The sequence below is a fragment of the Thioalkalivibrio sulfidiphilus genome (genome assembly GCF_000377945.1).
GTDB lineage: Bacteria > Pseudomonadota > Gammaproteobacteria > Ectothiorhodospirales > Ectothiorhodospiraceae > Thioalkalivibrio_A > Thioalkalivibrio_A sulfidiphilus_A.
On record NZ_KB898938.1, the window covers coordinates 29,523 to 50,388 of the forward strand.

Genomic DNA, 20,866 nt, shown 5'->3' on the forward strand with positions numbered 1-20,866 from the left:
ACCTCGCCGCGAACGGGGTGTCCGGATCAGAACCGCTGTTCCAGGATCAGCGCCTGCCCCTCGTTGCGCATCTCGACGCGGCTCAGGAAGGTCATGCCCAGCAGGGCGATGTGGGGGGAGTTGCCGGGCAGGATCAGGGCCCGGACATTGCGCTGCTCGATCTCGCCAACGCGCACCCGGTCCAGGGTGACTTCGTAGGCGAACGTGGTCCCCGAGGCCGTGTGCGCCTGGGTGAGTTGGCCCCGGGTGTAGTCGATGCCCAGACGCTGCGCCTCGTTGGCACTCATGGCGATGCTGGTGGCGCCGGTGTCCACCAGGAAGGTGATGGTTCGGCCATTGATACTGCCGGTGGTGGTGTAGGCGCCACGGGAGTCGGCATAGATCTGTGCACGGGCCGACTCGCGAGCCTGGAAATTCCCGCCGGCCCGTCCGCCGAGGGCCACCTGACGCCGCTGCCCGTTGATGTCCAGCACCACGTGCCCGGCCCGGCTGTCCGTGGACAGCAGGTGAACGCCCTCCTCGCTGCGTTCACCCACGCGCATCACCTGGCGCTTGCCATCCACTTCGAGCATGGCGCGGTCGGGAAAGATGCCCAGCACCAGCACGTCCCGGGCCTGGACGGGCAGAGAGAGCATCAGCAGGCAGAGCAGGATCCAAGGGGTGCGTGCCACGGGTGATCACAAGGGAAGAGAGACAAGAGACAAGATACAAGATACAAGGGAGAAATAGTAGAAAGTCAGGAAGTAGGAAGCTTCGCACTCCTTGCTCGATTCGTACCTCCAAATTCCAAATTCTCACTTCCCACTTCAATTGCCGCCCCACCACCAGGCGATCAGCTGCAGCACGATCAGGGCGTAGATGCCCGCCACGATGTCGTCCATGACAATACCCGCGCCGGTGTGCATCTGCCGGTCGAACCAGCGGGCGGGCCAGGGCTTGACGATGTCGAACAGGCGAAACAGGGCGAAGCCGATCAGTATCCAGACCCAGCCTGCGGGCGCGGCGATCATGGTCACCAGGAAGCCGGCGAACTCGTCCCAGACGATGCCGGGGTGGTCATGCACACCCAGCTTGCGCGCGCTCTGGCCGCACAGCCAGAAACCCGCCAGGGTCACCAGGAGCGTGGCCAGCAGATAGGCCCACAGGGGCAGCGGCTGCAGCAGCAGGAACAGGGGGATGGCGGCCACCGTGCCGGCGGTTCCCGGTGCCCAGGGTGAGAGCCCGGAGCCGAAACCGAAGGCGAGGAAATGCACCGGGTCGGTGAAGACCGTGCGCGCGGGCGGTGGCGGAATGCGGGGCATGGCTTCGGTCCGTTCTCATGTGAAATGCTGGTAACCCGGTTTCGGGAGGCTGAATGGCCTGCCCTCGGCATCCAGGACACGCAGCCCGGGTTCGGCGTCGATGGTCCCGATGCGTGTGAAGGGTGTGGGCACGCAGGTCCTGAGCAGCCCGGCCACCCCTTCCGGCAGGGTGAACAGCAATTCGTAGTCATCGCCCCCGGCCAGTGCCAGGCCCCAGTCCGGGGCATCACCACAGAGTGCACGAAAGGCCTCGGACAGGGGCATGTGAGACAACTGGAGTGTCGCGCCCACCCCGGAGGACTCAAGCACGTGGCCCAGGTCCGCCAGCAGGCCGTCGGAGAGGTCGATGGCGCAGCGGGCCTGACCGCGCAGGGCGAGTCCCGCCTCGATGCGCGGACTCGGATGGGTGAGTCGTTCCACGAGCCAGTCCGTGTTCACGTCTCCCTGGCCCCGATGCGCCCACTGCCTGAGTCCCAGGGACGCGTCGCCCAGGGTGCCGGTCACATAGATGCCCTCCCCAGCCCGCGCGCCGGCCCGGCGCAGGGCCTGGCCACGGGGCACGAAACCCATCACCTGGACCGTGACGCTCAGGGGGCCCTGGGTGGTGTCCCCGCCCACCAGGTCCATGTCATGGCGCCGGGCCAGTCCTAGGAAGCCTTTGCTGAACGCGGCCACCCAGGCCTCGTCGGCCTCGGGGAGGGTCAGGGCCAGGGTGGCCCAGGCGGGTGTCGCACCCATGGCCGCGATATCACTGAGGTTCACCGCCAGCGCCTTGTGGCCCACCGCTTGGGCCGGGGTATCCTCGGGGAAATGCACCCCGGACACCAGGGTGTCCACGCACACCACCAGTTCCTGGTCCGGCGGAACCCGCAGCAGGGCCGCGTCATCCCCCACGCCCAGGATCACGTCCTGGCGTGTCCCGGGTCGGGTGAAGTACTTGCGGATGAGATCGAATTCGAGCACGAGAGGGTCTGCCTGTCCTGAAAACATGGGAAAGCGAACCGCAAAGGACGCGAAGGTATACGCGAAGGGCGCAAAGGTTTTTTATAAACGAGTTCCTTTGCGTTCTTCGCGCATCCTTCGCGCCCTTTGCGTTCCGGCTTTTGACTTTCAGTTAGCCGAGGCTTCCATGGCCCGCAGCTGCCGCCCGAGCTTGTCCAGCACGCCGTTGACGAACTTGTGTGCGTCGGTGGCGCCGAATTTCTTGGTCAGTTCCACCGCCTCGTTGATGACCACCCGGTAGGGGATGTCGATGCGCTGCTTCAGTTCAAACGTCGCCAGGCGCAGGATGGCCCGCTCCACCGGGTCCAGCTCGGCGACGCTGCGGTCCATCTGGGGTGCGAGCAGTTCGTCCAGTTCGTCTACCTGTTCAGTGACGCCCAGCAGCAGTTCCCGGAAGTAATCCGCATCGGCCTTCTCGAGCTCAGGGTCCTCCCGGTACTGCAACAGGATGTCCTTGGGGTGGTAGCCGGTGAGTTGCCACTGGTAGAGGGCCTGCATGGCCACGCGCCGGGACTGGCGGCGGGCGTGGCTCAGGCGTCGATTGTCGGGTCCGGTCAAGGCTCAGCCCTTCAACTGCTTCATCAGGCTGACCATCTCCAGGGCGCCCATGGCGGCGTCCACGCCCTTGTTGCCCGCCTTGGTGCCGGCGCGCTCCACGGCCTGCTCGATGGTGTCGGTGGTAAGCACGCCGAAGGACACCGGCAGACCGCTGTCCATGGAGACCATGGCCAGGCCCTTGGCGCTCTCGCCGGCCACGTAGTCGAAGTGCGGGGTGGCGCCGCGGATCACACAGCCCAGGGCGATGATGGCGTCATGCTTGCCGGACTTCGCCATGGCCTGGGCGGCCAGGGGCAGTTCATAGGCGCCGGGCACGCGCACGATGGTCATGTCCTTGTCCTTCACCCCGTGGCGGCGCAAGGTGTCCACCGCCCCTTCCAGCAGGCGCTCCACGATGAAGCTGTTGAAGCGGGCCAGCACGATGCCGTAACGGCCGCCGGCGGCCTGGGTGAAGTCGCCTTCAATGGTCTTGATGGAAGTCATTGGGTCATTCCCGTTTGAGTTTTAATTCGATGTCTGTGTTTCAACGCTAAGGCGCAAAGACGTGAGGAACGCAAAGGATACCTGCTGAAACAGAAAATCTCCGCAGTGTTTGCATCAATCGCGGCAACTGGTTTCAACGCAGGTCGGGCTTCAGCCCGACCTGCGAGGGACTGCTCAGTCGCTCACGTACTCCACCACTTCCAGCCCGAAGCCACCCAGGCCGTGGAAGCGCTTGGGCGCCGACAGCAGGCGCATCTTCTGCACACCCAGTTCCGCGAGGATCTGGGCGCCGATGCCGTGGGTGCGCAGTTCCACGGGCTCGGCCTCGCCGTGCTCCACCGGGCGGCGTTCCTTGAGTGCCATCTGGCGGATGCGGCGCACCAGGTCCCGGGGGGATTCGGGCTTGCGGATGATCACCGCCACGCCCTTGCCGGCGGCACTGATGCGCGACAGGACGTCACGCAGGGGCCAGCCGCAGTCGGGGCCGTTGTAGGCGAGCGTGTCGCACAGGGTGTGTTCCACGTGCACCCGCACCAGGGTGGGCTCGTCGCCGCGGATCTCGCCCATCACCAGGGCGAAGTGCAGTTCCTTGCCGATCACGTCCTCGAAGGCGTGCAGGCGGAACTCACCGAACTCCGTGGGGAAGGCGGTTTCGGCTACCTGCTCCACGCTCTTCTCGTTCTCGATGCGGTAGCGAATCAGGTTCTCGATGGTGCCGATCTTGAGATTGTGCTCGGCGGCGAACTTCTCCAGATCCGGGCGCCGCGCCATGGTGCCGTCTTCGTTGAGGATCTCCACGATCACCGCCGCCGGCTCGAAGCCGGCCAGACGGGCGAAGTCGCAGCCCGCCTCGGTGTGGCCGGCGCGCACCAGCACGCCGCCCGGCTGGGCCATCAGCGGGAACACGTGTCCGGGTTGCACCACGTCCTCGGGCGAGGCATTGGGTGCCACGGCGGTGCGGATGGTGTGGGCCCGGTCGTAGGCGGAGATGCCCGTGGTCACCCCTTCCGCCGCCTCAATGGAGACGGTGAAGTTGGTGCCGTGCTGGTCGTTGGTGTCGGTGACCATCAGCGGCAGCTTGAGCTGCCTGCAGCGCTCCCGGGTCAGGGTCAGGCAGATCAGGCCGCGACCGTAGCGGGCCATGAAGTTGATGTCCTCCGGGCGAACCATGGAGGCCACCATGAGCAGGTCGCCCTCGTTCTCCCGGTCCTCGTCGTCCAGGATGACCACCATGCGCCCCTGGCGCAGGTCGTCGATGATCTCTTCTGTGGTGTTGAATGCCATGGTCATCCGAGTGTTGTGCCTAAAAATGGAAATGCCTAAAACAAGGGACAGGATGAACAGGATTTTTCAGGATTAACAGGATATTGGGATTTGTTCTTAAACCAAATAATCCTGTTAATCCTGAAACATCCTGTCAATCCTGTCCATTACGATTTCTTACCCACAAAACCGTGTTCCGCCAGGAAGGCCTCGGTCAGTCCGCTGCCGGATTCGGCGGCCTTCTCGCCCAGCAGCAGGCGTTCCAGGTAGCGGGCGATCAGGTCCACCTCCAGGTTCACCCGGGTGCCGGCCCGGTAGAAGCGGATGGTGGTCTCCTGCTGGGTGTGGGGCACGATGTTCACGGAGAACACCGCACCGTCCACCCGGTTGACGGTAAGGCTCACGCCATCCACGCAGATGGAGCCCTTGGGCGCGATGTAGCGTGCCAGGCCTGCCGGGGCGCGGATCTCGTAGCGTACGGAGCGGCCGTCGTCCTTCAGGGACAGCACCTCGCCCAGTCCGTCCACGTGACCGCTCACCAGGTGCCCGCCCAGGCGCGTGGTGGGCGTCAGGGCCTTCTCCAGGTTCACGGCGCTGCCCTTGCCCAGCGCAGCCAGGCTGGTGAGCGACAGGGTCTCTCCGGAAACATCGGCCACGAATCCATCCCCAGGCAGTTCCACGGCGGTCAGGCACACGCCGTTCACGGCGATACTGTCTCCCAGTTGCACATCGGAGAGGTCCAGCTTGCCGGTACGAATGCGCACCCGGCAGTCGCCACCTCTGGGCTCGATGCCCGCCACTTCGCCGACCGCCTGGATGATGCCTGTGAACATGGATGTGAATCCGCCGTTTTTCTGAAAATCTTCTGGGGGTCCGCAAATGAACGCGAATCAACGCAAATAAAAACTTTTCACTTGTGCTCTATTCGCGTCCATTCGCGTTCATTTGCGGACCCCATATCCGTTGACTCTTGCGGTGATGCGCCAGTCTCCGCCCACGGCGCGGATGTCCTCGATCCTGAGTGGGACCCGCTCGTCCATGTGCTCGAGTCCGAGGTTCAGCAGGCCCCGGGCATCGTTGCCCATCAGGTGCGGGGCCATGTAGATCACCAGTTCGTCCACCAGGCCCGCCTGCATCAGGGAACCGCACAGGATCGGGCCTGCCTCGACGTGAAGCTCGTTGATCTCGCGCCGGGCCAACAGTTCCAGGACCGCGTGCAGATCCAGTCCGCGGGGGGCGGAGGCCACGGCCTCCACCTCGGCACCACGGGCCCTGAGCGCCTCGTGGCGGGCCGGGTCCTGCTCGGCCGTCAGCACCAGCACCGGACCACCTGTGCTGAACAGTTTCGCCTCGGGCGTGCAGACAAGCCGTGTGTCCAGCACCACCCGCAGGGGCTGACGTACAGGCCCCTCGATGCCCAGTTCCTGGGCAGAGAGCCGCACATCCAGACCGGGATTGTCGGCGAGCACGGTGCCCGAACCCGTCAGGATCGCACCGGCGCGGGCCCGCAGGCGCTGCACGTCCCGGCGTGCGGCCTCGCCGGTGATCCAGCGGCTCTCACCGCTCGCCATGGCGGTGCGGCCGTCCAGGCTCATGGCGAGTTTGACCCGGACATAAGGTCGGCCGCGCTCCATGCGGCTGATGAACCCCGGGTTCAACGCCCGGGCCTCGGCCTGCAGCACCCCGCTGGCGATCTCGATGCCGGCATTGGCGAGCCGCGCCAAGCCCTGGCCCGCCACCCGGGGATTGGGGTCCACCATGGCGGCCACTACCCGGGCCACGCCCGCATGGATCAGTGCATCGGCGCAGGGCGGTGTGCGGCCGAAGTGGGCGCAGGGCTCCAGGGTCACATAGACCGTGGCCCCCCGGGCGGCCTCCCCGGCCTGGCGCAGGGCCAGGATCTCCGCATGGGGCTCGCCGGCGCGCACGTGAAAGCCCTCGCCCACCACCTGCCCGTCGCGGACCATGACACAGCCCACCCTCGGATTGGGGTCCGTGGTATAGAGACCCAGCCGCGCCAGCTGCAGCGCCCGGGCCATGTGGCGAGTGTCAGTTTCCGTGGTCATTCAGGCTTGCAACATTTGACAGGATTTACATGATTAACATGATGTTATAAATACTTTTTAATCTTGTTAATCATGTAAATCCTGTCAAATAATGATTTTCAGTCTTTGCCCTCCCCCTCCTCGTCACCGAGCAGCGGGATCTGGTGCTTGCGCATCTCCGGGGTCAGGTCCTTCTCCAGGCGCTCGATCACCTCCCGGAAGGCCTGCACGTCAGCGAAGCTCAGGTACACCGAGGCGAAGCGGATGTAGGCCACCTGGTCCAGGTTGCGCAGTTCTTCCATGACCCACTCGCCGATGCGCCGGGAATCCACCTCCCGCTCGCCCTGGCCCAGCAGCTTGCGCTTGATGCGCGCCACGGCCTCTTCCACCTTGTCCGTGGACACGGCGCGCTTCTCCAGCGCATGGGTCATGCCGGACTTGAGCTTATCCTCGCTGAACGGCTCCCGGGAGCCGTCGCGCTTGACCACCCGGGGCATGTTCAGCTCCGCGTTCTCGTAGGTGGTGAAGCGCTCGGAACAGGAGAGGCACTCGCGCCGGCGGCGCACCTGGTCGCCTTCACCGGCAAGCCGTGAATCGATCACCCGGGTATCGGGGGCTCCGCAGAAGGGGCACCTCATAAGGGCAGTCTCAAGTGGCTAGTGGCTAGTGGCAAGGAACGTCTTTCCTTGCCACTTGAGACTTGAGACTTGCCACTGTTTCCCCGTCACGGGTCAGTTCCCGTAGACGGGGAAACGGGCGCAGACGTCCAGGACCTTCGCCTTGACCTGCTCGATGACCGCGGCGTTCTCGTGATCGTCCAGGACGTCGCAGATCCAGCCGGCCAGGTCCTTGGATTCCTTTTCGCCGAAACCCCGGGTGGTGATGGCGGGGGTGCCGATGCGGATGCCGCTGGTGACGAAGGGGGACTGGGGGTCGTTGGGCACGGCGTTCTTGTTCACCGTGATGTTGGCATTGCCCAGGGCCGCGTCGGCGGCCTTGCCGGTCAGGCCCTTGTCGATCAGGTCCACCAGGAACAGGTGGTTGTCGGTGCCGCCGGAGACGATCTTGTAGCCGCGCTCCATCAGGGTGGCGGCCATGGTGCGGGCGTTGGCCACCACCTGCTTCTGGTAGTCCTTGAAGCCGGGCTCCAGGGCCTCCTTGAAGGCCACGGCCTTGGCGGCGATCACGTGCATCAGGGGGCCGCCCTGGGTGCCGGGGAACACCAGGGAGTTGAGCTTCTTCTCGATGTCGGGATTGCGCTTGGCCAGGATGATGCCGCCGCGGGGGCCGCGCAGGGTCTTGTGGGTGGTCGAGGTGGTCACATCCGCGATCTGCACCGGGCTCGGGTAGATGCCCGCGGCCACCAGGCCCGCCACGTGGGCCATGTCCACCAGCAGGTAGGCGCCCACCTTGTCGGCGATGTCGCGGAACTTCTGCCAGTCGATCTCACGGGAGTAGGCGGAGAAACCGCCCACGATCATCTTGGGTTTGTGCTCCAGGGCCAGGCGCTCGACCTCGTCGAAGTCGATGTAGCCCTGGTCGTCGATGCCGTACTGCACCGCGTGGTAGATCTTGCCGGAGAAGTTGACCTTGGCGCCGTGGGTCAGGTGGCCACCATGGGCCAGGCTCATGCCGAGCACGGTATCGCCGGGCTCAAGCAGGGCCATGTACACGGCGGCATTGGCCTGGGAGCCGGAATGGGGCTGCACGTTGGCGTAGTCGGCACCGAACAACTGCTTCACCCGGTCGATGGCCAACTGCTCGGCGATGTCCACGTACTCGCAGCCGCCGTAGTAGCGCTTGCCGGGGTAGCCCTCGGCGTACTTGTTGGTGAGCACCGAGCCCTGGGCCTCCATGACCCGGGGGCTGGCATAGTTTTCCGAGGCGATCAGCTCGATGTGCTCTTCCTGGCGACGGGCCTCGGATTCGATGGCCTGCCAGAGTTCGTCGTCATAACCTGCGATACCCATCTGGATGGAAAACATGCTTACACTCCCGGGAAAACGTCTGGTATGGTGACCAGCGGTAGAGGCGCCAGAAAAAGAGCCGAATTATACCGTATTTTGAGCCAACACACAGGATAAGACCCCGTATTTTGTGTTGAAGGCGCAGGACCACGACTCCTAGCCCGCAAAGCTCACCACGGTTCGTAGCGAGGGCGTCGAGATGCCGCTGTGACGGGGCGCGCGGAGCGGAAGACGGTGCAGGCGTAGCCGACACTACGTCAAGCCGGCTGGAGTGAGCACGCCCCGTCACAGCGAGCAGATCGACGGCCGCAGTAGGACTGTGGTGAGCTATGCGGGCTAACCCTGCGCCCCGAACCCTCAAGGAGATCATCCCCATGAACCTGTCACGCATGCGTCGTTCCCTACTCACGCTCCTGTCCGCAGGCCTTGCCCTGGGCCTTGCCGGTCCCATGCACGCCCAGGAGCGTTTCGTCACCATCGGCACCGGCGGTGTCACCGGCGTCTACTACCCCACCGGCCAGAACATCTGCCGGCTCATGAACCGTGACCAGGCCAGCCACGGCATCCGCTGCAACGCCGAATCCACCGGCGGCTCGGTGTTCAACCTGAACGCCATCCGGCAGAAGGAAATGAACCTGGGCGTGGCGCAATCCGACTGGCAGTACCACGCCTACCATGGCAGCGACCGCTTCAGTGACGTGGGCCCCCACGAGTCCCTGCGCGCCGTGTTCTCCCTGCATCCGGAGCCCTTCACCGTGCTGGTGCGCCCCGACAGCGGCATCACCCGCTTCGAGGACATCAAGGGCAAGCGCGTCAACGTGGGCAACCCCGGCTCCGGCCAGCGGGGCACCGTGGAGCGCCTGATGGAGGTCTACGGCTGGAGCATGTCCGACTTCGCTCTGGCCTCGGAACTGCCCTCCCGGGAACAGGGCCAGGCCTTGTGCGACAACCGCATCGACGTGGTGCTGTTCACCGTGGGCCATCCCTCCGCGGCCATCCAGGAGCCCATCGCCACCTGCGGCGCGCGCATCGTGCCGGTGGAGGGCGAGATCATCGACAAGCTGGTGAGCGAGACCCCCTACTACTTCCACGCCACCATCCCCGCCGGCATGTACCCGGGACAGGATGCGAACGTGCGCACCTTCGGCGTGGGCGCCACCCTGGTCTCTTCCACGGATACCTCCGAGGAGGCGATCTACCACCTGGTGAAGGCGGTGTTCGAGAACTTCGACACCTTCAAGGGCATGCACCCGGCCTTCGGCGTGCTGGAGAAGGAGACCATGGTGCGCCAGGGCCTCTCCGCGCCCATGCACGAGGGTGCCCGTCGCTACTTCCGTGAAGCGGGTCTGCTGAGCGACTGAACGCGCCCGGGACCAGCCCTGCATGGCGCACGCCCCTGACAAGGCCCCGGTCGTTTCGGCCGGGGCCGTACCCGCCCCCGGAGCGGCGCAGATGGCCGCCACCATGGAGATGGGGGCCCGGGACCCGGGTCGCCTGACCCGTGGCCTGATCTACGCCACCGCGCTGGCCTGGTCCCTGTTCCAGGTCTGGATCGCCTCTCCCTTCGGGTACTGGATCGGCGCCTTCGTCATTCCCGAGACCCAGGCCCGGGCCATTCACCTGGCCTTCGGCGTGTTCCTCGCCTATCTGGCCTTTCCTGCCTTCTCGCCCCTGGCCAGGGGTCACCGCCCCCTGGCCGGGGTCTTCTACATCCTGTTCGGCCTGGGGCTGCTTTCTCTCGCCGCCTACAACCATCTCTCAGAACTGCCCCGGGCGGGGGTGTTCGCCCTGATCGGCGGGGCGGTGCTGGCCATGGCCTGGCCCAGTCTGCGGCCCTGCCCCGTGACCCGGGTACCGGCCCTGGACTGGATCTTCGCGGCCCTGGCGGCGTTCTGCGCGGCCTACCTGTACCTGTTCCACCAGGAACTGGCCCAACGGCCCGGACGCGCCACGCCCACGGACCTGGTGGTGGCCGGTGTGGGCATGGCCCTGCTGCTGGAGGCCACCCGCCGGGTGCTGGGACCGGCCCTGATGATCATCGCCGGGGCGTTCCTGTTCTACACCTTCGCCGGCCCCTGGATGCCGGAGCTGCTGGCCCACCGGGGTGCCTCTTTCGGCCGGGCCATGTCCCAGCAGTGGCTCTCCAACGAGGGGGTGTTCGGCATCGCCCTGGGGGTCTCCACCAGCTTCGTGTTCCTGTTCGTGCTGTTCGGCGCCCTGCTGGAGCGGGCCGGCGCCGGCGGCTATTTCATCCGCGTGGCCTTTGCCCTGCTCGGCCACCTGCGCGGCGGTCCCGCCAAGGCGGCGGTGGTGGCCTCGGGGCTCACCGGCGTGGTGTCCGGTTCGTCGATCGCCAACGTGGTGACCACCGGCACCTTCACCGTGCCGCTCATGAAACGGGTCGGCCTCTCCGGCCAGAAAGCGGGCGCCGTGGAAGTGGCCAGTTCCGTGAACGGTCAGCTCATGCCGCCGGTGATGGGGGCGGCCGCCTTCCTCATGGTCGAATACGTGGGCATCCCCTACGTGGAGGTGATCAAGCATGCCTTCCTGCCGGCGGTGATCGCCTACATCGCCCTGCTCTACATCGTGCACCTGGAGGCGATGAAGCTGGGACTGGAGGGCCTGCCCCGCTCCCGGATCGTCCCGGTCTGGCACCGCTTGCTGGGCTTCGCCCTCACGGTCTCCGGGCTGCTGATCCTGGCGGGCGGGGTCTATCACGGCCTGGGCTGGATCAAGGGGGTCGCCGGGGACGCATCCGTGTGGATCATCGCGGTGCTGGTGCTTTCGGCCTACGGACTGCTGCTCTGGCTTTCCAGCCGGGTGCCCGAATCCCACATGGTGGACGAGGAGCACCTGGTCCTGCCCGAACCCCGGCCCACCATTCAGAGCGGCCTGCACTTCCTGCTGCCGGTGGTGGTGCTGGTCTGGTGCCTGGTGGTGGAACGCCTCTCCCCCGGCCTGTCCGCCTTCTGGGCGGTGATGTTCATGGTCTTCATCCTGCTCACCCAGCGTCCGCTACTGTGCCTGTGCCGCGGACAGACCGGCCACGGTCGGGCCGTACTGCGCGGGGTGAAGGAACTGGGCGACGGCATGGTGCAGGGGGCGCGCAACATGGTGGGCATCGCCGTGGCCACCGCCGCCGCCGGCATCATCGTGGGCACCGTGGGCATGACCGGCATCGGCCTGGTGATGACCGACCTGGTGGAACTGCTCTCCGGCGGCAACCTGCTGCTCATGCTGCTGCTCACCGCGCTGATCTGCCTGGTCCTGGGCCTGGGCCTGCCCACCACGGCCAACTACATCATCGTCGCCACCTTGATGGCGCCGGTGATCGTGGATCTCGCCGCCCAGAACAACCTGCTGATCCCGCTCATCGCCGCGCACCTGTTCGTGTTCTATTTCGGCATCATGGCGGACGTCACCCCGCCGGTGGGCCTGGCCTCCTTCGCCGCCGCCGCCGTGGCAAGGGCCGACCCCATCCGCACCGGGGTGCAGGCCTTCTGGTACAGCCTGCGCACCGTGGCCCTGCCATTCTTCTTCGTGTTCAACACCCAGCTGCTGCTGATCGGCATCAGCAGCGCCTGGCAGCTGTTGCTGACCTTCTTCGGGGCGCTGACCGGCATGCTGATGTTCGCCGCCGCCACCCAGGGCTGGTTGCTGACCCGCAGCCGCTGGCACGAGTCCGCCCTGCTGCTGGGCGTCGCCTTCACCCTGTTCGTGCCCGGTTTCTGGATGGATCGCATCCACCCGCCCCTTCAGACCGTGGAGCCCGCCCGCCTGCAGCAGGTGGCCGAGGCCACGCCCGCCGGGGGCCACCTGCGCTTCACCCTAGAGGGCATGGACCTGGAGGGTCGGGAGATCGCCAGGGCCGTGATGCTACCGCTCGGGGATGCCGGCCCCGGTGCGGAGCGCCTGACCCGCGCGGGTCTCGGCACCCTGGCCTTGGGCGACCAGGTGAGCGTGAGCTTCGTGAGTTTCGGCAGCCCCGCCGAGCGCCTCGGCATCGAGAGCGGCTGGCACATCACCGGGGTGCTGGTGCCGGCGGATCGGCCGGCGCCGGAGTGGTTCTATCTGCCGGCGCTGGGCGTGCTGGGTGTGATATGGCTGTTGCAGCGGCGGCGCCTGGGGCTGGCGCGTGAGGGGAAAGGCGTGAGGCGTCAGGCGTGAAAATTCCTCAGTCACAGGATGCAGTACAATCCCCAGACACCTTACCTCTCACTCCTTACCCCTCACGACAATGCCGCCACGCATCCTGCTGCTTCTCCTCCTGCTGATCCTTCCCCTGGCTGCACAGGCCCAGACTCGGACCTCCGGCCCGGAACTGGAGGTCTATCTCAGCCGCGAGGTGAGCGACTGGCGCCTGGAGGGAGGCAGCACCGTGGAGAGCCGCATGAACCGCCTGGGCCTGAGCATCCACGACCGGGTGGGCGAAAGCCTCTGGGTCGGGGTTCACGGTGGTTACCTGGAACTGACCCAGAGCGGCAACCCCGTCACCCAGGGCATGGACCTGAGCGGCTGGTACCTGGGCGCCTCGGGACGCTGGCGGTTCCTGGAACTGGGCCCCCTGGGGCTGAGCCTGCTGGGGCAGTACACCTACAACGAGGCGGACGACACCCTGGGGGACCAGAACACCCAGTACAGCTGGCATGCCTACGGGGCGGGCCTGGAATCGGCCCTTCGTTTCGATGCCATCCAGCTGCGTCTGGGGGCGGACTACACCCGGGTGGACGGCGACGAGAAATCCAGCGGCCCGGTGCAGCGCACCCTGAGCCTGTCGGAGGATGAGACGATCACTGCCCGGGCCGCGCTGGACCTGCTGGTGGATGCCACGGGCCACATCAGTTTCCAGGTGGAGTCCGGTGGGCGGCGCAGTGCCGGGATCTGGTTCGCCCGCCAGTTCTGATGCTTCAGCCTTCCCCGGAAAGCCGCCACAACTCCATCAGGTAGGCCACGTCGTGGTCGGCCCGATGGGCATGCCCGGGCACGTTGCGCCAGGCTCGGGATTGCAGCGCCTGGATGCGCGCCTGGACATCCTTGCCCTCCAGGGACAGGCGCTGCTGCAGCAGGGGCGTGATGTCGGCGAGGCGGAAACTGGGCATGCGGTTGCCCGCCTCGAACAGGCGCAGCAGCCAGAAGCGGTCCATGCTGAGTGCATCGGTCAGCACCGTCTGCCCGCCCAGGGCCGTGTTCATGCGCCGGCAGATCTCCGACGCCTCTACCCCCTCGCTGACCACCCGTTCGCGCTCCAGGCCGTGGGCCTCTTCCGAATGCTCGTCCCAGTCGGTCCAGTCCGCTTCGGGGCGGATCAGGTGGCATTCGATGTGGCCGCGGGTATCGGACCAGGCCACCTGGATGGGATAACTTTCCCCGGACAGGCTGGAGGCCTCGAAGTCCAGGAAACAGGGCATTCCCAGCTGGCAGGCAGGTTGGCTCATGAAGGCATCGGGTCCGGTGGTGCGGCCAGGTCGACCGCTCGTCAGGTTGAAAACCACAGTCTAACCGGGATGCTCCCCGCTTTGGTGCACCTCATCGTATGATGGCCCCATGAGTGAGCAGATCCTGCGCCGGCTTGAACGCAACCCCTACGGGCGGGATTTCGCCGTCGGGGATATCCACGGCATGTTCAGCCAGCTTGAAAAGGCCCTGGATACCCTCTGCTTCGATCCGGACCACGACCGCCTCATCTCGGTGGGCGACCTCATCGACCGGGGTCCGGAGTCGCACCGGGTCCTGGAGTTCCTGAACAAGCCCTGGTTTCACGCGGTGCAGGGCAATCACGAGCGCCTGCTGCTGGATTCCGAATCGGACGCGGACATGGCCTGCACCTGGATCGCCCTCAACGGCGGTGAATGGTGGCGCGACATCCCCAGGTCCGAACAGCCCGAGTATCGCAAGCGCATCCGCGCCCTGCCCTACACACTGGAAGTGGATACCGACCGGGGGCTGGTCGGCATCGTCCATGCGGATGTTCCCCTGGAGCTGAGCTGGCAGGATTTCACTGCCCGGCTCGGGACCGACCAGCGTCTGCGGGACTACGCGGTTTGGTCCCGCAAGCGCATCACCCAGTCCGAGTCCGGAGGTGAAATCCCGTCCATCGCGGGTATCGACCTGGTGGTGATGGGACATACCCCCCTGCAGCAGGCCGTGCATGCCGGCAATATCTACTATCTGGACACCGGGGCCGCCTACGCCGAGGTGCTCAACGATGCCAAGCTGAGCATCCTGCAGATCCATCCCGAACGCATGCTCATCGAGTTCCCCACCGCGGATCACGCACAGCCGCCAGCCTGAGCCGTCCATGCCCCGACGGCAACGAGGGGCATGCGCCTCCGGATCACCTGATATTCAGAAATGCACGTTCGCGGCCTTGCCGCTGAGCAGGCCTGTTCCCATCTGCACCGCAAGGGGGATGCCATGCCGGTCCCTATAGACTTGTGACTCACACGGCCCACTCTCTATACTTGCTGGCCCTACGAATTTGATCAGGTATTTTTCCAATCCAAATCCAGGTGAAATCATGACCTTCAAGTCCTTCCATCCCCCCGTGCGCACCCTCATGGGCCCCGGCCCCTCCGATGTGAATCCCCGGGTGCTGGCCGCCATGAGCCGCCCCACCATCGGTCACCTGGACCCGGTGTTCGTGGACATGATGGACGAGATGAAGGCCCTGCTGCAGTACGCCTTCCAGACCCGCAACGCCCTCACCCTGCCCGTCTCCGCCCCCGGCTCCGCCGGCATGGAGACCTGCTTCGTGAACCTGGTGCAGCCCGGTGATACGGTGGTGGTGTGCGCCAATGGCGTGTTCGGCGGGCGCATGAAGGAGAACGTGGAACGCTGCGGCGCCACCCCGGTGTTGGTGGAGGACGAGTGGGGCAAACCCGTGGACCCCCAGAAGCTCGAAGACGCCCTGAAGGCCCATCCCGAGGCCAGCACCGTGGCCTTCGTGCATGCGGAGACCTCCACCGGCGCATGCTCCGACGTGAAGACCCTCACCGACATCGCCCACCGCCACGACTGCCTGGTGATCGTGGACAGCGTCACGGGTCTCGGAGGCGTGGAACTGCGCGTAGACGACTGGGGCGTGGATGCCATCTACTCCGGCAGCCAGAAGTGCCTCTCCTGCACCCCCGGCCTTTCCCCGGTGAGCTTCAACGAGGCGGCGGTGGAACGCATCAAGGCCCGCAAGGGCAAGGTGCAGAGCTGGTTCCTGGACATGAGCCTGGTGATGGGCTACTGGGGCGGCGGCACCAAGCGCGCCTACCACCACACCGCACCCATCAACGCACTCTACGCCCTGCATGAGGCCCTGGTGGTTCTGCACGAGGAAGGCCTGGAGAACGCCTGGGCACGCCACCGCGCCCAGCACGAGGCCCTGAAGGCCGGCCTGGATACCATGGGCCTGAGCATGATCGTGGCTCCCGAACATCGCCTGCCCCAGCTCAACGCGGTCAAGGTGCCTGCAGGCGTGGACGAGGCCGCCGTGCGCAAGCTGCTGCTGGATGAATTCAACCTGGAGATCGGCGCGGGCCTCGGCCCCCTGGCGGGCAAGGTCTGGCGCATCGGCCTGATGGGCTACGGCGCCAACCGCAAGAACGTGCTGTTCTGCCTGGGCGCCCTGGAGACCGCCCTGGTGGCCCAGGGCGCGGACATCGTCCCCGGGCGTGCCGTCGCCGCCGCACGGGCGGTCTACGGGGCCTGAATCATTGCCTGACGCCCCGGGTCTCCCGGGATCACGGGTGACCCATCCCTCGTCATAGGGCGGGCCGTGCCCGCCGTTGACCATCAAGGCTGACTCAGCCGGTCAACGTGATGGGACGAATGGCGGCCATGGGCCGCCCTATGGGAGACACGGGGTGGCAGAGACACCATGATGAGCCGCGAGTCACTGGAACGGCATCAGGTCTGGATCTACCTCGCCGTCATCGGCCTGGGACTCGCTCTGGGCCTGCTGTTCCCCGCCCTCGCGGGTCTGCCGGACTGGGTGCTCTGGCCGGTGCTGGGTCTCCTGCTGTTTGCCACATTCACCCAGGTACCCATGGAACACTTGGGACGGGCCTTCGTGGATGCGCGCTTCACCAGCACACTCCTGATCGGCAACTTTCTGCTGGTGCCGGCCCTGGTCTGGTTGCTGGTGCAGTTCCTGCCCGATGATCCGGTGATCCGCCTCGGGGTGGCCGCGGTACTGCTGGTGCCCTGTACCGACTGGTTCATCAGCTTCACCCACCTGGGCCGCGGTGACACCGCCCGGGCCATCGCGGTCTCGCCCCTGCTGCTGTTCGCACAGATCCTGCTCCTGCCTCTCTACCTGGTGGTGCTGTTCGACGGGACGATCTTTGCCAGCGGACTGGATGCGGGGCGTCTGGTGGGGGTGTTCGTGGGGCTGATCCTCGTGCCCCTGGGCCTGGCCGCCTTGCTGGAGCACTGGGTCGAGGCGCGTCCGAAGCGCCGATCGGTCATCGCGCGCCTGGGCTGGCTGCCCGTGCCGCTGCTGGCGCTGGTGGTATTCCTGATCGCGGCGAGCCAGGTGCAGGTGGTAGTGCAATGGTTCCCCGCCATGGGGACCGTCACCGCCGTGTTCGTCGCCTACCTGGTGATCACGGCCCTGGCGGGAAGGTGGCTGGCAACGCGGGCCGGTCTGGGGATTCCCGCCTCGCGAACGCTGGTGTTCAGCCTGGGGACACGCAACTCCTTCGTGGTCCTGCCTCTGGCCCTTGCCTTGCCGGCGGGCTGGGAGGCTGCCGTGGTGGTGATCGTGCTGCAGAGCCTGGTGGAGCTGCTGGGCATGGCCCTCTACCTGCGATGGGTGCCCGCCCGCCTGCTGCCCGATAAACCGTAGGTCGGCCTTTAGGCCGACAGCGTTGTCGATCTGACATCGCCAGTCGGCCTGAAGGCCGACCTGCGGCAGAGGTGGTCTGCGAGGGCCGCTGGTTCTTCCGGTCAGGCCTTGCGGCCGGCACACAGTCCGTCGATGTAGGCGCTGAATTCCTCCTGCAACTCCGGGTGCTTCAGGGCATATTCCACGGTCGCCTGCAGATAGCCCAGCTTGCTGCCACAGTCGTAGCGCTTGCCCTTGAAGCGATGGGCGAGCACCTGTTCCTCCTTGAGCAGGCTGGCGATGGCGTCGGTGAGCTGGATCTCGCCGCCGGCGCCACGACCGGTGTTTTCCAGCAACTCGAAGATGCGTGGCGTGAGGATGTAACGACCTACGACCGCCATGTTGGAAGGCGCATCCTTGGGAGCCGGCTTCTCGACGATGCCCTTCACCCGCCACAGGTCATCTTCCAGGGGTTCCGGCGTGACCACGCCGTACTTGTTAGTGTCCTCGTGGGGCACTTCCTCCACGCCCAGGACGCTGCAGCCGTGGCGATTGTAGATCTCCACCATCTGGGTCAGGGCACTGCCGTGTCCCTGGCCATCCACCAGGTCGTCGGCCAGGATCACCGCGAAGGGTTCGTCACCCACCACCGGCTGGGCACACCCGACCGCATGACCCAAGCCCAGGGCCTCGGCCTGGCGGATGTACACACAGGACACGTGGGGCGGCAGGATGTCGCGCACGATGGCCAGCATCTTCTCCTTGCCGCGCTCCTCCAGCTCAGTCTCCAGCTCGTAGGCCTTGTCGAAGTGATCGGGGATGGAGCGCTTGTTGCGTCCGGTCACGAACACCAGCACATCGATGCCCGCAGCCACCGCCTCCTCCGCCGCGTACTGGATCAGCGGCTTGTCGACGATGGGCAGCATTTCCTTGGGATTGGCCTTGGTCGCGGGCAGGAATCGGGTGCCCATGCCGGCGACGGGGAACACGGCCTTACGAATCTTCTTGTGCATAGAGTCCATGAATAGGCGAGCTGTGGATGAGGATGCAAACCATAACACAACGGCCCCGCCGGCTGGAGGGCCGACGGGGCCGTTGAGGTGGATCCTGACCGGCAGGGCCGGTACCGGATCATTCGAACGCGATGCGCTCCCGGTTCTCCTGTACCGTCCGTTCGCCGATACCGCTGACCCGGGTCAGCTCATGCAGGGAGCGGAACGGGCCATGCTGCTCCCGATGGGCAATGATCGCCTCCGCACGGGACGGACCGATGCCGGTGAGCTGAGTGAGTGCCTGCACATCGGCGGTATTCACGTTGATGCGCGCATCGGGGGAGCCGGCGAATGCCGGCAGGGAGAAGAACAGCAGGATTGCGAGCGCAATGACAGACAGATGTTTCATGACCTATGCCTCCTTTCGGTTTCCATGGCGTTCCTTGGTCATCCCGAACCTTTCAGGTTGCCTGGCCGGGACGAAACTGAGTCTATCAGGCATTACACGGAATGCAAATGCGCCCCTCGGATCTCCGCGTTCATGGCCTCCAGCACCTCCATGGGCGCCTCGGCGCGGGTAATGGGACGGCCCACCACCAGGTAGCTCGATCCGGCACGGATCGCCTCGGCGGGTGTCATCACGCGGCGCTGGTCATCCTGTTCCGCACTGCGCGGACGGATGCCCGGGGTCACCAGCAGGAAATCCTCGCCGTGGCGCTGGCGCAGCATCGGTGCCTCGCTGGCGGAGCAGACCACACCGTCCAGGCCACTGGCGGCGGTCAGTCCGGCCAGGGCCTCGGCAAGCCGGCCCACGTCCTTACCCAGGCCCAGTTCATCCAGGTCCCGCTCGTCCATGGAGGTCAGCACGGTCACGGCGATGAGCCTGGGTCGGTGGGACTGGCCTTCCAGGGCCTCCCGGGCTGCCTGAAGCATACGGCCGCCACCCGAGGCGTGCACGTTCATCATCCACACACCCAGTTGGGATGCGGCCCGGCAGGCGGAGGCGACGGTGTTGGGGATGTCGTGAAATTTCAGGTCCAGGAATACATCGAAGCCCGCCGCCACCAGCTTCTCCACCAGGGCCGGACCGGCACTGACGAACAGCTCGAAGCCCACCTTGAGGCGGCAGGCATCAGGGTCCAGCCTGGCAGTGAATTCCAGGGCCTGGCCGGCATCCGGAAAATCCAGGGCGACGATGATACGGGGGTCTTTGTCTGTGACAGGCATGAATGATCGGCTCTTGTTCAGGGGCTCAGGACCGTCTGGGGTCGCTCGGCGTGCAGTTCCCAGGGCTTGATGGTGCTCCACTGGTGGCAGCCGGGGCAGCACCAGAAATGGCTGCGCGAGCTGAACCCGCAATGGGTGCAGCGATACAGCGGGCGCAGGTGCAGGTAATGTTCCAGGGCATGCGCGGCGCGGTTGAGTACCTCGCCTGCAGCCGCATCCTCCACCCTGCCGGACTGGATCTTGAGATAGGCCTGAAGGGCCGGCAGGGTCAGTTTGCCCCGGGATAACTCGTGGTCGATCAGCTGATCCACCTCTGTTTCCCGGCCCTCGGCATGAAGCGCATCGATGTGCGCCAGCAGCGTGGTCTGGCAGGCATCCTGTGCACGCAGGCGCGCCAGGAAACGTTCGTAGCCCGAGTTGTCGTTGAGCCTGGTATAGGCGGTGCGCACGCGATCCAGCACCAGGATGGCGAAGTCCGGATGCTGTTCCAGCACGCGGCTGAAATGCTTCAGCGCCTGGCGGTCATCCTGTTCGGCCACGGCCAGATCACCGAGCAGGATACTGGCACGGGCAGAGTTGCGATCGCTGGCCAGAGCCTTGCGGGCATGGCTTGCCGCCTTTGCGGGATCGCCGTTGCGGAACGCCTGCTCGCCCAGCTCGCAGTGATAGTGGGCGATGTGTTGATTCTGGGGCTCGGCACTGAAGCGTCGCAGGTGCTCGGCGGCCCAGATGGCACGATCCCACTCCTTTTCCTGCTCGTAGAGTGCCCTGAGCCGCCCGTAGGCCTCGGCCTCCAGGTAGCCGGTGCTGATCAGTTCCCGGAACAGGCCCTCGGCCCGGTCCAGCACGCCCGCCTTCATGTAGTCCCGGCCCAGTTCCAGCAAAGCGTTGGCACGCTGGCGGGGTTCCAGGTTGGGGCGTGCAATCAGGTTCTGGTGAATGCGGATGGCGCGATCCACTTCACCCCGGCGCCTGAACAGGCTGCCCAGGATGAGATGGGTCTCCACCGTGTCGGAGTCCACGTCCACCATGTCGATGAACACCGCCAGGGCGCGGTCGGACTGCTCGTTGAGCAGGTAGTTGAGGCCCTTGATGTAGTCCTCGGACAGGGCGCCACTGAAGGTCCGTTTGGATTTGCGCCCGGTGCGGCGCGCGGCCAGCCAGCCCGAGGCGGCTGCGACAGGAAGTAGCAGCCAGAGCAACTCGGTCATGA

General features: G+C 65.9%; 21 protein-coding genes. 6 read left to right on the top strand and 15 right to left on the bottom strand.

The genetic code is table 11. From position 1 onward, the window contains the following. Positions 1–26: 26 nt before the first annotated feature. The 10 genes from D580_RS0108725 to glyA all read right to left on the bottom strand — a co-directional run bounded on the left by D580_RS0108725 (position 27) and on the right by glyA (position 8,637). On the bottom strand, positions 27–671 hold the full coding sequence (locus D580_RS0108725; RefSeq protein ID WP_018954025.1) for a retropepsin-like aspartic protease family protein: 645 nt from the start codon (positions 669–671) through the stop codon (positions 27–29). Positions 672–806: 135 nt separating this feature from the next. Next, complete coding sequence (locus tag D580_RS0108730) at positions 807–1,301, bottom strand: phosphatidylglycerophosphatase A (protein ID WP_018954026.1); 495 nt, start codon at positions 1,299–1,301, stop codon at positions 807–809. 15 nt (positions 1,302–1,316) lie between these two features. After that, a complete protein-coding gene (gene thiL, locus D580_RS0108735) occupies positions 1,317–2,264 on the bottom strand; it encodes a thiamine-phosphate kinase (protein ID WP_018954027.1) in 948 nt (315 codons plus the stop codon). A gap of 147 nt (positions 2,265–2,411) precedes the next feature. Continuing rightward, positions 2,412–2,861 (bottom strand): transcription antitermination factor NusB, encoded by a 450-nt coding sequence (nusB, locus tag D580_RS0108740; protein ID WP_012638130.1) that lies wholly within the window; start codon positions 2,859–2,861, stop codon positions 2,412–2,414. Positions 2,862–2,864: 3 nt separating this feature from the next. Continuing rightward, positions 2,865–3,344 (bottom strand): 6,7-dimethyl-8-ribityllumazine synthase, encoded by a 480-nt coding sequence (gene ribE, locus D580_RS0108745; protein WP_018954028.1) that lies wholly within the window; start codon positions 3,342–3,344, stop codon positions 2,865–2,867. Between the two features lie 174 nt (positions 3,345–3,518). Beyond that, positions 3,519–4,628: a bifunctional 3,4-dihydroxy-2-butanone-4-phosphate synthase/GTP cyclohydrolase II gene (gene ribBA, locus D580_RS0108750; protein WP_026289839.1), complete on the bottom strand. Its 1,110-nt coding sequence runs from the start codon at positions 4,626–4,628 to the stop codon at positions 3,519–3,521. A 146-nt stretch (positions 4,629–4,774) separates the two neighbouring features. Further along, complete coding sequence (locus D580_RS0108755; RefSeq protein ID WP_018954030.1) at positions 4,775–5,440, bottom strand: riboflavin synthase; 666 nt, start codon at positions 5,438–5,440, stop codon at positions 4,775–4,777. A gap of 108 nt (positions 5,441–5,548) precedes the next feature. Next, positions 5,549–6,673 carry a bifunctional diaminohydroxyphosphoribosylaminopyrimidine deaminase/5-amino-6-(5-phosphoribosylamino)uracil reductase RibD gene (gene ribD / locus D580_RS0108760; protein ID WP_038043456.1) on the bottom strand — a complete coding sequence of 375 codons (1,125 nt, stop codon included), beginning with the start codon at positions 6,671–6,673 and terminating at the stop codon, positions 5,549–5,551. Positions 6,674–6,771: 98 nt separating this feature from the next. After that, on the bottom strand, positions 6,772–7,290 hold the full coding sequence (gene nrdR / locus D580_RS0108765; protein WP_018954032.1) for a transcriptional regulator NrdR: 519 nt from the start codon (positions 7,288–7,290) through the stop codon (positions 6,772–6,774). A gap of 93 nt (positions 7,291–7,383) precedes the next feature. Then, entirely contained in the window at positions 7,384–8,637 is a 1,254-nt protein-coding gene (glyA, locus tag D580_RS0108770) for a serine hydroxymethyltransferase (RefSeq protein ID WP_018954033.1), read from the bottom strand. A gap of 356 nt (positions 8,638–8,993) precedes the next feature. On the opposite strand from glyA, the gene D580_RS0108775 reads away from it, so the two are divergent. The 3 genes from D580_RS0108775 to D580_RS0108785 all read left to right on the top strand — a co-directional run bounded on the left by D580_RS0108775 (position 8,994) and on the right by D580_RS0108785 (position 13,522). Then, positions 8,994–9,980 (top strand): TAXI family TRAP transporter solute-binding subunit, encoded by a 987-nt coding sequence (locus D580_RS0108775; RefSeq protein ID WP_018954034.1) that lies wholly within the window; start codon positions 8,994–8,996, stop codon positions 9,978–9,980. A 91-nt stretch (positions 9,981–10,071) separates the two neighbouring features. Next, complete coding sequence (locus tag D580_RS0108780; protein WP_018954035.1) at positions 10,072–12,786, top strand: TRAP transporter permease; 2,715 nt, start codon at positions 10,072–10,074, stop codon at positions 12,784–12,786. Between the two features lie 70 nt (positions 12,787–12,856). After that, the gene (locus D580_RS0108785) at positions 12,857–13,522 is read left to right on the top strand and encodes an outer membrane beta-barrel protein (protein ID WP_018954036.1); all 666 of its coding nucleotides are present in this window, start codon (positions 12,857–12,859) and stop codon (positions 13,520–13,522) included. A gap of 4 nt (positions 13,523–13,526) precedes the next feature. Here D580_RS0108785 and D580_RS0108790 read toward each other — a convergent pair whose 3' ends face one another. Further along, positions 13,527–14,054, bottom strand: a complete 528-nt coding sequence (locus tag D580_RS0108790) for a hypothetical protein (RefSeq protein ID WP_231363527.1) — start codon at positions 14,052–14,054, stop codon at positions 13,527–13,529. 109 nt (positions 14,055–14,163) lie between these two features. Here D580_RS0108790 and D580_RS0108795 point away from each other — a divergent pair, with 109 nt between their 5' ends. From D580_RS0108795 to D580_RS0108805, 3 genes are all read left to right on the top strand, one after another. Next, complete coding sequence (locus D580_RS0108795; RefSeq protein ID WP_018954038.1) at positions 14,164–14,910, top strand: metallophosphoesterase; 747 nt, start codon at positions 14,164–14,166, stop codon at positions 14,908–14,910. A gap of 226 nt (positions 14,911–15,136) precedes the next feature. Continuing rightward, a complete protein-coding gene (locus tag D580_RS0108800; RefSeq protein WP_018954039.1) occupies positions 15,137–16,318 on the top strand; it encodes a pyridoxal-phosphate-dependent aminotransferase family protein in 1,182 nt (393 codons plus the stop codon). Positions 16,319–16,486: 168 nt separating this feature from the next. Continuing rightward, a complete protein-coding gene (locus D580_RS0108805; protein ID WP_018954040.1) occupies positions 16,487–17,455 on the top strand; it encodes an arsenic resistance protein in 969 nt (322 codons plus the stop codon). A 101-nt stretch (positions 17,456–17,556) separates the two neighbouring features. On the opposite strand, the gene galU is transcribed toward D580_RS0108805, so the two are convergent. From galU to lapB, 4 genes are all read right to left on the bottom strand, one after another. Next, positions 17,557–18,456, bottom strand: coding sequence for a UTP--glucose-1-phosphate uridylyltransferase GalU (gene galU, locus D580_RS0108810; RefSeq protein WP_026289842.1), 900 nt, complete (start codon positions 18,454–18,456; stop codon positions 17,557–17,559). 109 nt (positions 18,457–18,565) lie between these two features. Then, the gene (locus D580_RS0108815; protein WP_018954042.1) at positions 18,566–18,835 is read right to left on the bottom strand and encodes a ComEA family DNA-binding protein; all 270 of its coding nucleotides are present in this window, start codon (positions 18,833–18,835) and stop codon (positions 18,566–18,568) included. Positions 18,836–18,927: 92 nt separating this feature from the next. Next, positions 18,928–19,653 (bottom strand): orotidine-5'-phosphate decarboxylase, encoded by a 726-nt coding sequence (pyrF, locus tag D580_RS0108820; protein WP_018954043.1) that lies wholly within the window; start codon positions 19,651–19,653, stop codon positions 18,928–18,930. Between the two features lie 17 nt (positions 19,654–19,670). Then, positions 19,671–20,864 carry a lipopolysaccharide assembly protein LapB gene (gene lapB / locus D580_RS0108825; RefSeq protein ID WP_018954044.1) on the bottom strand — a complete coding sequence of 398 codons (1,194 nt, stop codon included), beginning with the start codon at positions 20,862–20,864 and terminating at the stop codon, positions 19,671–19,673. Between the last annotated feature and the right edge of the window lie 2 nt (positions 20,865–20,866).